Source organism: Proteiniphilum sp. UBA1028, assembly GCF_002316955.1.
GTDB lineage: Bacteria > Bacteroidota > Bacteroidia > Bacteroidales > Dysgonomonadaceae > Proteiniphilum.
Window position 1 is genome coordinate 19166 of sequence record NZ_DCEN01000005.1, and the last position, 10800, is coordinate 29965.

Annotated in this window: 9 protein-coding genes; 6 read left to right on the forward strand and 3 right to left on the reverse strand. The window is 55.3% G+C overall.

The window, feature by feature from the left end; all coding sequences use genetic code 11:
- Window positions 1-89 precede the first annotated feature (89 nt).
- The gene (locus B3Z75_RS00720; protein ID WP_294066629.1) at window positions 90-533 is read left to right on the forward strand and encodes a cold-shock protein; all 444 of its coding nucleotides are present in this window, start codon (window positions 90-92) and stop codon (window positions 531-533) included.
- A 108-nt stretch (window positions 534-641) separates the two neighbouring features.
- Here the strand turns inward: B3Z75_RS00720 and hisS are convergent, their stop codons facing one another.
- Both hisS and B3Z75_RS00730 read right to left on the reverse strand, forming a co-directional pair.
- Window positions 642-2015, reverse strand: coding sequence for a histidine--tRNA ligase (gene hisS / locus B3Z75_RS00725; RefSeq protein WP_294066682.1), 1374 nt, complete (start codon window positions 2013-2015; stop codon window positions 642-644).
- Window positions 2016-2094: 79 nt separating this feature from the next.
- Entirely contained in the window at window positions 2095-3597 is a 1503-nt protein-coding gene (locus B3Z75_RS00730) for a PhoH family protein (protein ID WP_294066632.1), read from the reverse strand.
- Between the two features lie 82 nt (window positions 3598-3679).
- Here B3Z75_RS00730 and B3Z75_RS00735 point away from each other — a divergent pair, with 82 nt between their 5' ends.
- The 3 genes from B3Z75_RS00735 (at window position 3680) to tsaB (ending at window position 7158) form a co-directional block, all read left to right on the forward strand.
- Window positions 3680-5770 carry a M3 family metallopeptidase gene (locus B3Z75_RS00735; RefSeq protein WP_414702839.1) on the forward strand — a complete coding sequence of 697 codons (2091 nt, stop codon included), beginning with the start codon at window positions 3680-3682 and terminating at the stop codon, window positions 5768-5770.
- Between the two features lie 267 nt (window positions 5771-6037).
- Window positions 6038-6349 carry an RNA recognition motif domain-containing protein gene (locus tag B3Z75_RS00740; protein WP_294066635.1) on the forward strand — a complete coding sequence of 104 codons (312 nt, stop codon included), beginning with the start codon at window positions 6038-6040 and terminating at the stop codon, window positions 6347-6349.
- 122 nt (window positions 6350-6471) lie between these two features.
- On the forward strand, window positions 6472-7158 hold the full coding sequence (gene tsaB / locus B3Z75_RS00745) for a tRNA (adenosine(37)-N6)-threonylcarbamoyltransferase complex dimerization subunit type 1 TsaB (protein WP_294066638.1): 687 nt from the start codon (window positions 6472-6474) through the stop codon (window positions 7156-7158).
- Between the two features lie 6 nt (window positions 7159-7164).
- Here the strand turns inward: tsaB and pdxH are convergent, their stop codons facing one another.
- Complete coding sequence (gene pdxH, locus B3Z75_RS00750) at window positions 7165-7803, reverse strand: pyridoxamine 5'-phosphate oxidase (protein ID WP_294066641.1); 639 nt, start codon at window positions 7801-7803, stop codon at window positions 7165-7167.
- Window positions 7804-8106: 303 nt separating this feature from the next.
- Here pdxH and B3Z75_RS00755 point away from each other — a divergent pair, with 303 nt between their 5' ends.
- Entirely contained in the window at window positions 8107-8760 is a 654-nt protein-coding gene (locus B3Z75_RS00755; protein WP_294066644.1) for an ABC transporter ATP-binding protein, read from the forward strand.
- Between the two features lie 69 nt (window positions 8761-8829).
- Window positions 8830-10800 (forward strand): S9 family peptidase (locus B3Z75_RS00760; RefSeq protein WP_294066647.1); only part of this gene is annotated, 1971 nt, incomplete at its 3' end.

The following is a 10800-nucleotide window of genomic DNA, read 5'->3' on the forward strand; positions in this document are numbered from 1 at the left end:
GAAACATTAAACGTTGAAACGTCGAAACATTAAACGTCGAAACATCGAAACGTTCAAACAATAAAATACAAAACAATTAAAAAACAGAAATGGCAAAATCAAATTCCTTTCACAAAAAAGAGGTCGAAAAAAACAAAAAACAGAAGAAAAAAGAGAAGATGCTGCGCAGGGAAGAGCGCAAGCAGCAGGGTGTCAGTTCCTTTGAGGACATGATTGCCTATGTGGATGCTAATGGCGTCATCGTGGATGAGCCGCCCATGCCCACGAAAGCGGAAGAGATAGAACTGGAGGATATTGAGGTGTCGGTACCCCGCAAGGAAGTCACCGAAGAGGTGGGAGATCCCACAGGACGGGTCGACTTTTACGACGAAAGCCGTGGCTTTGGCTTCATCAAGGAGAAAGACAGCGTCAACAAATTCTTTTTTCATAAAAGCAATGCCGAGCCGGGCATTCAGGAGGACCACATGGTCACCTTCCGGCTGGAGCGCGGTCTCAAGGGAATAAATGCCGTGGATGTAAAGATCATCCGTTAACTGATATAAAAAAACTCCGGAACTTCCGGAGTTTTTTGTTTATATGCAATCGCTGTTCCGCTCTCTTTTCGTCGGCCTCTACGGTGATCGTGTTTCGTTTGCGACACCTCAGGCAATCGCCTTTTTGCCGATTTCCTCCTTCACCTCATTCAGGGAGAGACTCTTCTGGTCGCCCGACAACATGTTTTTCAGCGTGATCGTGCCCTCCTTCATCTCATTTTCCCCCACCATTGCCACGTAGGGAATGTGGTTGCTGTCGGCATAGGAGAGTTGTTTCTTCATCTTTGCCGCCTCCGGATAGAGTTCGCAGCTGATGCCTGCGCGACGCAGTTGCGTGACCACGGGCAGCAGGTAGTCCGCCTCCTTCTCGCCGAAGTTCACAAAGAGCAGGTCGGTATCCTGTGCAAAGCTCTCCGGAAAGAGATTCAGCTGATTCAGCACATCGTAGATCCGGTCCGCCCCGAACGAGATGCCCACGCCCGATACGCCGGGCAGCCCGAAGATGCCCGTCAGGTTGTCGTACCGCCCGCCGCCGGTGATGCTGCCAATCTCCACATCCAGTGCCTTCACCTCGATGATGGCGCCCGTATAGTAGTTGAGTCCGCGGGCCAGCGTCAGGTCGAGGATCACCTCGTTGTTCAGGCCGAGCATGGCGGCCTTATCAAAGATGTACGCCATTTCGTCCACCCCTTTCAGTCCCGTTTCCGATCCTGCGAGCACCTCCCTCAGTTGTGCGAGCTTTTCGTCCGTCGTCCCGCTCAGCTGCAGGATAGGCTGCAGCCTGCCGATGGCCTCCCGGCTGATTCCTTTTGCGGCCAGCTCCTCGTTCACCTGCTTCAGCCCTATCTTGTCCAGCTTGTCGATGGCCACGGTGATGTCGGTGATCTTCTCCGCCTCGCCGATAATCTCCGCAATGCCCGAGAGGATCTTGCGGTTGTTCAGCTTCACCTGCACCCGTATGCCCAGGCGGGTGAATACCTCGTCCATGATCTGCACCAGCTCCACCTCGTTCAGCAGCGAGTCGGATCCCACAATATCGGCATCACACTGAAAAAACTCGCGGTAACGCCCCTTTTGCGGGCGATCCGCGCGCCATACAGGCTGAACCTGAAAACGCCGGAAGGGGAAGGTTATTTCGTTGCGGTGCATCACCACGTACCGCGCAAAGGGCACGGTGAGGTCGTAGCGCAGCCCCTTCTCCGAGATCTTGTTCGCCGTCTTCACGGAGTTGCCTTCGGCAATGTCGTCGCCGCTCATGGAGGAGAGGAAGTCGCCCGAATTCAGTATTTTAAACAGTAGCTTGTCCCCCTCCTCGCCATATTTTCCCATCAGGGTAGAGAGGTTTTCCATTGCCGGCGTCTCAATCTGCCGGAATCCGTAGAGGCGGTACACCTCCCTGATGGTGTCAAAAATATAGTTGCGCCTGGCCATCTCCGCGGGAGAGAAGTCGCGCGTACCTTTTGGTATTGAGGGTTTCTGTATCGTTTGTTTCTGCATTGTAGGTTTCTGCATCGTCTTATTTAAATATTGGGATGCAAAGTTAATAAAAAAACGAACAACCTTACAACAAGTTGCTTGCCAGCTCCGAGAGCTCGCTACGTTCGCCCTTCACGAGGTTCACGTGGCCGAAGATTTGTTGTCCCCGCATCTTGTCGATCATGTAGGCCAGCCCGTTCGACTGCATGTCGAGATAGGGCGAGTCAATCTGTTGCAGGTCGCCTGTGAACACCATCTTGGTGTTTTCCCCGGCGCGGGTGATGATGGTCTTCACCTCGTGCGGTGTAAGGTTCTGTGCTTCGTCGATGATGCAGTAGGTCTCCGTGAGGCTTCGTCCGCGGATGAACGCCAGCGCCTCAATCTCCAGCTGTCCCGATTTCTGCATCTCCTCAATGGTCCGTAGCTCCGAGCTGTTTTGTCCCAGGTGCTGTTTGATCACGTTCAGGTTGTCGAAGAGCGGCTGCATGTAGGGGGCAATCTTTTGCTTTTCGTCCCCCGGCAGGTAGCCGAGATCCTTGTTCGAAAGCGACACGATGGGCCTTGCCAGCAGTATCTGGCTGTATACCTTGTTCTGCCTGAGTGCCGATGCCAGTGCCAGCAGCGTCTTTCCCGTGCCCGCCTTGCCGGTGAGCCCCACCAGCTTCACCTCCGGGTCGTTCAGCACCTCAAGGGCGAAAGCCTGCTCCGCATTGCGTGGCTGTATGCCGAAGCTGCTCTCCTTGTCCACCCTCTTCACTTTCTGCGTGAACGGGTTATAGCGTGCCAGCACACTGTTTCGTTCGCTCTTCATGATAAAGCACTGGTTGGGTTCGGGTTGTGTCTCGAAGGAGATCTCCTCCGCGTCCACACCTGCCGGTTGGGCGTAGATCTTGTCGATAATCTCCGGGCTCACCCCTTCAATCACCACTTCGCCCTGGTCGAATATGTCGATGTTGGTCACCTTGTCGTTGATATAGTCCTCCGCCATCATCCCCAGCGAACGGGCTTTCATGCGCAGGTTGATGTCTTTCGAAACGAGGATGGTCTTCGTCTCCGGCTGCTTCTCCGCCACGTCGGCCACCACCGTCAGGATGCGGTTGTCGGGTATCTTTTCCGGAAAGGCATCGTTGATGCGTTTGTTGTCGCGCGATCCGTTCACGATGTATAGTTTTCCCTTGCCCACGCCCAGGTCGGCCCCGTGGGTGAAGAGGTCGTCGTCGGTGATCAGGTCCAGTTCCCGCACAAAGGCGCGCGCGTTGAAGTTGATCTGGTCACTGCCCTTCTTGAACTTATCCAGTTCCTCCAGCACCACAAAGGGGATGTAGATGTCGTTCTCCTCGAAGTTGTCCAGGCAGTTGTAATCGTGCAGGATCACGTTGGTGTCGAGGATAAAGTTTTTCTTGGCTCCCGCTGCATTGTTTTTGCGTCGCTTGGTTGTCCCGTTTTGTTTGGCCTTTGCAGAAGTGGCTTTTGGGGTTTTCTCTTCGTTCATTTCGGAAGTAGTCATATCGTTCAATTTAAGTGTTTTGGAACTCATCCCGCGGGGCCGGGCATGCAGGTCGTTACCCTTTGCTGTCAGAGCCGCCATTTTCTTCGCCGCTACCCGCTGATTTCTAAAAAAGATGTATCTTTGTTCTTACTATGTTTCCTGCAAATGTAAAGAAAATTTTATGAAGAAAACTTTTATAACATTATTTTCTGTGATGATGATGACAATAGCAACGGCGCAGGAGAATCCTTTCTTTCGGCCGTTTGATACGCCACATGGCACGGCACCCTTCAACGAGATAAAAATTACCCACTACGAACCGGCCTTCGAAAAGGCGATGGCGGAACACCAGGCCGAGATAGGCCGGATCGCTGCCAACCCCGATGCGCCCACCTTTGCCAACACCATTGAGGCGATGGAGTACTCCGGCGAAATGCTGAACCGCGTGAGCAGCGTCTTCTTCAACCTGCTCAGCTCCGAGAGCAGCGACGAAATGATGGATATCTCGCAACGGCTCAGCCCGAAGCTGTCGGAACACAGCAACAACATCAACCTGAACGAAGATCTCTTCAAGCGGGTGAAGGCGGTCTACGATGCCCGCCACACTACGGGGCTCACCCCTGAGCAGATACGCCTCACGGAGAAGTACTTCGAAGGATTCGAAAATAGCGGGGCCACCCTCTCGCCCGAAGGAAAGGAGAAGTATCGTATCCTCTCCACGGAGCTGAGCATGGCAACCCTCAACTTTGGGCAGAACAACCTGCGCGAGACCAACGCCTACGAGATGCTGCTCACCCGTGAGGATGACCTGGCGGGACTGCCTGAAAGTGTGGTCGATGCTGCGGCAGCCAAGGCAAAAGCCAAGGACAGGGAAGGGTGGCTGATCGACCTCTCTGCACCCAGCTACATCGGCTTCATGAAATATTCTACGCGGCGTCCCCTGCGCGAGAAGCTCTACATGGCCTACAACACCAAGGGAGTGAAGGGGGGCGAATACGACAACCGGGAGCTCGTGCAGAAGATCGTCAACCTGCGCCTGGAGATCGCCAACCTGCTGGGCTACAAGAGCTACTCCGACTACGTGCTGAAGAACCGCATGGCGAAGAATGCCGAAGGGGTGTTCGGCCTGCTCAACCGGCTGGCGGATGCCTTTGGCGACGTGGCCCGCGAAGAGGTGGCCGCCGTCGCCACCTATGCTTCGGAGGTAGAGGGCCAGCCCCTCGAAATTCAACCCTGGGACTGGAGCTTCTACGCCGACAAGCTGAAGGACAGCCGCTTCGGGGTGAACGACGAGATGACCCGTCCCTACTTTGAGCTGGAGAATGTAAAGAAGGGTGTCTTCGGACTGGCTACGGAGCTCTACGGGCTGCAGTTTGTGCCCAACCCCGAAATCGAGGTCTACCACCCCGAGGTGGAGGCGTTCGACGTGCTCGATGAGAATGGCGACTTTCTGTCCGTGTTGTATACCGACTTCCACCCGCGCGACGGCAAACGCTCCGGCGCATGGATGTCCTCCTTCAAGAACCAGTATATAAAAGAAGGTGTCGACAGCCGTCCCCACATCACCATCGTGATGAACTTTACCCGCCCCACCGAAAGCAAGCCGGCGCTGCTCACCTTCGACGAGGTGGAGACCTTCCTCCACGAGTTCGGGCACGCCCTGCACGGCATGCTGTCGCGCAGCACCTACGAAACCCTCTCCGGCACGTCGGTCTACCGCGACTTTGTGGAGCTGCCCTCCCACATTATGGAGAACTGGCTCACCGAGAAGGAGTACCTCGACCGCTTTGCCTTCCACCACGAGACCGGCGAGAAGATGCCCGACTCACTGCTCCAGAAGATCATCGACGCCTCCAACTACAACGTGGGCTACCTCACGCTGCGTCAGCTCTCCTTTGGATACCTCGATATGGCCTGGCACTCGCTCACGAAGCCTTTCCAGGGTGATGTGCGTACCTTTGAGCAGGAGGCCATGGCACGCGTGCAGCTGCTGCCAGTGGTGCCTGGCGCCTGCATGTCCACCTCCTTCGGACACATCTTCTCCGGCGGTTATGCGGCCGGCTACTACAGTTACAAGTGGGCAGAGGTGATGGATGCCGACGCCTTTTCGCTGTTCAGGGAGAAGGGCATCTTCGACAAGGCCACTGCCAATTCATTCCGGCGCAACATCCTCGAGCGGGGCAACACCGAGGAGCCCATGGAGCTCTATAAGCGCTTCCGCGGCCGGGAAGCTTCCGTGGAGGCGTTGCTCAAACGGAGCGGGATTGAATAAAAAAGCCACACCGGAAATCAATCGCAGAGAGCTTTTTATCCGTTGAAAGTGAGGGGAAAAGGGATATTTTCCCCTTTTTTTGTTATTTTTCTGCGATTTTCCTGTAAAATATTTTGTGACAATTAATTTATGTCTATCTTTGTCCCGCAAAAGTATTTTATAGTAGGCCGTTATTTAGTTACTTCACGTTCGTCAAGTTATTGCCTAACTCCTCTTATTGAAGAACTTCTGCAGAATTTACTTATTTTTTTATTTTAATTATTTTACATGAACATTTTTGTAGCTGGCTTAAGTTATCAGATTACCGATGCCGATTTAAAAGAACTGTTTGAGGAGTATGGTGAAGTATCCTCAGCAAAAATCATTACCGACCGTGAAAGCCGTCGTTCCAAAGGATACGGCTTTGTAGAAATGTCCAACGACGAAGAAGGACAGCGTGCCATTGAAGAACTCAACGATGCAGAATACGACGGACGTACACTTTCCGTATCTGTAGCTCGTCCGCGCGCCGAAGGCGAACGTGCACCCCGGAGCAATAACCGTGGTGGTTACGGCAACCGTGACAGAAACAGGTATTGATTATCGGAGAATTTCGAAAAAGGAAAAACTGCATCCCCGCGATGCAGTTTTTTTTTGCCCTGCTCCGCCCGGAGCAGCCATTTTTTTGCTACCTTTACCCGCTCAAATTTTCACCTCGTTGTATGTCCGTCATTCTTTCAATTGAAACAGCTACGTCCGTCTGCTCCTGCGCTCTCGCGCGCGACGGCGAACTGCTTGTCGCCCGCGAAGATTACCGGGGCCAGTCGCACGCCTCCCTGCTGGGGCTCTTTGTTCACGAGATCATGGCCTTTGTCCGCGGGCAAAACCTCACACCCCACGCCATAGCCGTCAGCAGTGGCCCCGGCTCCTACACGGGACTGCGTATCGGCGTATCCGAAGCGAAGGGACTCAGCTACGGCTTGAATATCCCCCTCATCGCGTTGCCCACGCCGCTCATCATGGCCTCCATGATGCGGGAGCAGGCCGAAGAGGGTACGCTCCTTTGTCCCATGATCGACGCCCGCCGCATGGAGGTGTATGCCACCTTCTACGACCGTTCGTTGCACACGGTACGCAAGACCGCTGCCGACATTGTGGAGGAGGGGAGTTATGCCGAGCTCCTTGCCGCGAACAAGGTGCTTTTCTTCGGCAATGGCGCGGAAAAATGCAAGATACACCTAAACCATCCCCACGCACTGTTCGCCGACGAGGTGCATCCGCTGGCATCGGGCATGATCCCGCTGGCGGAGGAGGCTTTTGCTGCCGGCCGTTTCGTAGACAGCGCCTACTTTGAACCTTTTTATCTGAAAGAATTTGTGGCCACGGTGCCCAAAAACAAGATCATTTGACACCGCTCAGGGAGCAAGGCGATGCTTGCTCCATCCCTCTTCCGTTTTGTAATAGACAACGCGGTCGTGCAGCCTGTCCGGCCGTCCCTGCCAGAACTCCATCACGGAGGGCCTGATCAGGAATCCGCCCCAATGGGGAGGACGGTGCACCTTTGTGTTTTCAAACCGCTGTGCCGTCTCCTCCCGGATGCGCTCAATCTCGGCGCGGTCTTTGATGATCTGGCTCTGGGGCGATGCCCATGCCCCGATCTTTGCATTCCCGGGCCGCTCGTCGAAGTAGGCATCCGACGCCTCCGGCGGCAGCCTTTCCACGCGGCCTTCCACCCGCACCTGCCGGGCCATGTCGTGCCAGTCGAACACCACCGCCGCGTAGGGGTTGCTCGTCAGCTCCCTCCCTTTGCGGCTCAGGTAGTTGGTGAAGAAGACGAATCCTTCCCGGCTCACCTCCTTCAGCAGCACCACCCGTGCCGAAGGTCTTCCGCCGGCCGTTGCCGTGGCCACCGTCATGGCATTGGGTTCCTTTATCCCGAAGGCCACCGCTTCATACATCCACTCGGTGAAAGTCTCCAGCGGGTCCCCGGGCATCAGCTGCTCATCCAGGATGCCGGCGTCGTACTCCTGCCGCATCTTGCTCAATTCATCCATACTCTGTGATTTTTGGAGTTTCTCTCCGCTTATAACGGGCGGCGGTCCAGTTTTGCCGAAAGAGACCTGTTAATAATCTTTAAATATTTAATGCTAAGATAACATCAAAACCCCGTAAAATTAGCAATTTTGCCTATCTTCGTATATTGCATATCATGCAGGAACGAGACGACAGCTTTGCACAGACAATGAAAGCCTTTGACAGACAATGTTAGAGGAGGAGTCAATCGGGGCTGCATGGGAAGCGTTGCCGGGCCGGTGATGTCATTCCCTTTTGCGTAAACATGCCGACAGGAGAAACAGATGATTAAAGCAGAGAATATTACAAAGAGCTTCGGCTCCCTTCAGGTGCTGAAAGGCATCGACCTGGAGGTGGAGAAGGGAGAGATTGTCTCCATTGTGGGGCCCAGCGGCGCAGGCAAGACCACGCTGCTCATGATCATGGGAACACTGGAAAAGGGCGACTCGGGCAAGGTTACCATCAACGGACAGGTGTTGAACACCTTGAGCGAGAAGAAGCTGTCCGATTTCCGGAATAAGAACATCGGTTTTGTCTTTCAGTTTCACCAGCTGCTGCCCGAGTTCACGGCGTTGGAGAACGTGATGATCCCTGCCCTCATCGGCAACGTGAAATATGCCGGGGCCGAAGAAAGAGCGCGCGAGCTGCTGCAGATGATGGGCCTCGCCGAACGTGCCGGCCATAAGCCCAACGAGCTTTCGGGAGGCGAGAAGCAGCGCGTGGCGGTAGCCCGGGCGCTGATTAACGACCCCCTCGTAGTGTTTGCCGACGAGCCGTCCGGCAGCCTCGACTCCGACAACAAGGAGGAGCTGCACAAGCTCTTCTTCGAGTTGCGCGACAAGCTCAACCAGACCTTTGTCATTGTCACGCACGACGAGCATCTGGCGTCGCTCACCGACCGGATCATCCATATGAAGGACGGAGTAATCGATGGTTAGCGGTCACCCTCGAAACTGCGAAACGAAATAACATATCAATTTACAAACATGCAATATAAAACACTGTTTATGACAATTGCAATTGCCGGTAGCCTGCTGGCTTGTGGTGAGGCAGGACAAAAGGGCGGGAGCCGGAAGCAGGGCAAAGAGGCCGGGATCATCGGCAAAGCTGCCCCAACCATCGAAAACGGCATCATGACGCCCGAGGTACTCTATGGTTTTGGCAGGGTGGGAACGCCGGTGGTATCGCCCGACAAAACCCACCTCCTTTATCCCGTCACCTACGTGAGCATCCCGCGCAATAAAACCAACAGCGAGCTATTCATTATGAAGAGTGACGGCTCCGGAAAGAAACAGCTCACCATCACCAACACGCAGGAGAGCAACCCCCAGTGGATCGAAGGCGGAAAGAAGATCGCTTTCCTGAGCAACGAGACAGGCACCTCTCAGATATGGACCATCAACCCCGATGGGGGAGGAATGACGCAGGTTTCGCACCTGGAGGAGAATATCGACGGATTTGCCTACTCGCCCGATGGCACCAGGGTGCTCTTCGTCCGGCAGGTGAAGACAGTCGTCACGTCCGGCGACCGCTACTCCGACCTTTCCGGGGCTTCGGGGCGCGTGGTCGACGACCTCATGTACAAGCACTGGGATCACTGGGTAGAGAGCGTACCACACCCCTTCGTAGCCAATCTTGTTGGCAACAAGCTAACCAACATCAAGGACCTGCTCGAGGGCGAACCCTACGAGTCGCCCATGGCCCCTTTTGGCGGCATGGAACAGCTGGCCTGGAGCCCCGATAGCAAGTCTATCGCCTACACCTGCCGCAAGAAGACAGGCAAAGCCTACAGCCTCTCCACCAACTCCGACATCTACCTCTATGACCTGGCGAGCGGAGAAACCCGAAACCTGACCGAGGGCATGCCTGGCTACGATACCAACCCGCAGTTTTCGCCCGACGGCACACGGCTTGCCTGGCAGAGCATGGAACGCGACGGGTACGAGTCCGACAAGAACCGCCTCTTCGTGATGGACCTCGCCACCGGCCAGAAAACCTATGTCACCGAGCGTTTCGACTACAATACCGACTCCTTCACGTGGGGCAACGACAACAACACCCTCTACCTGGTGTCACCCATGGAAGGAACCACCCAGCTCTGCGTGGCCGATGTTTCCACCCGGCAGATCTTTCCCTTCACCGAGGGGAATCACGACTATATCTCCGTGGCACCGCTTGGGAACGGCAACCTGATCGCCGCCCGCCAGTCCCTCTCGCAGCCGACCGAGATCTATGCGGTAAACTTCACTACCGGCAGTGCTACCGAGCTCTCGTTCGAAAACAAGGAGATTCTTTCCCAGCTCCGCATGGGCAACGTGGAAGAGCGACGCATCGAGACCACCGACGGGAAGCAGATGCTCACCTGGGTGGTGTATCCGCCCGACTTCGACCCGACGAAGAAATACCCCGCGCTGCTCTATTGTCAGGGCGGCCCCCAGAGCATGGTAAGCCAGTTTTGGTCCTACCGCTGGAACCTGCAGATGATGGCTGCCAACGGCTATATCGTGGTCGCCCCCAACCGCCGCGGCCTCCCCGGCTTCGGGCAGGAGTGGCTTGAGCAGATTAGCGGCGACTATGGCGGACAGAACATGAAAGATTACCTTTCTGCCATCGACACGCTGGCCAAAGAACCCTATGTGGATGAGAACCGCCTCGGATGTACCGGCGCCAGCTACGGCGGCTTCTCGGTCTATTGGCTCGCGGGCAACCACGAAGGCCGTTTCCGGGCATTCCTCTCCCATGCCGGTATCTTCAACCTCGAAGCACAGTATCTGGAGACCGAGGAGATGTGGTTTGCCAACTGGGACATGGGCGGCCCCTACTGGGACAAGTCGAATGCCACGGCACAGCGTACCTTCGCCAACTCGCCGCACCGCTTTGTGGATAAGTGGGATACCCCCATCATGATCACCCACGGTGAACTCGACTACCGCATCCTGGCGTCGCAGGGGATGATGGCCTTCAATGCGGCACAGCTT

Bases quoted from the DNA above. Each gene is read 5' to 3' on its own strand.
- B3Z75_RS00730 (WP_294066632.1), bottom strand. From the start codon at position 3,597: ATGGCGGCTCTGACAGCAAAGGGTAACGACCTGCATGCCCGGCCCCGC.
- B3Z75_RS00740 (WP_294066635.1), top strand. From the start codon at position 6,038: ATGAACATTTTTGTAGCTGGCTTAAGTTATCAGATTACCGATGCCGAT.
- pdxH (WP_294066641.1), bottom strand. From the start codon at position 7,803: ATGGATGAATTGAGCAAGATGCGGCAGGAGTACGACGCCGGCATCCTG.
- B3Z75_RS00755 (WP_294066644.1), top strand. From the start codon at position 8,107: ATGATTAAAGCAGAGAATATTACAAAGAGCTTCGGCTCCCTTCAGGTG.
- B3Z75_RS00720 (WP_294066629.1), top strand. From the start codon at position 90: ATGGCAAAATCAAATTCCTTTCACAAAAAAGAGGTCGAAAAAAACAAA.
- tsaB (WP_294066638.1), top strand. From the start codon at position 6,472: ATGTCCGTCATTCTTTCAATTGAAACAGCTACGTCCGTCTGCTCCTGC.
- B3Z75_RS00735 (WP_414702839.1), top strand. From the start codon at position 3,680: ATGAAGAAAACTTTTATAACATTATTTTCTGTGATGATGATGACAATA.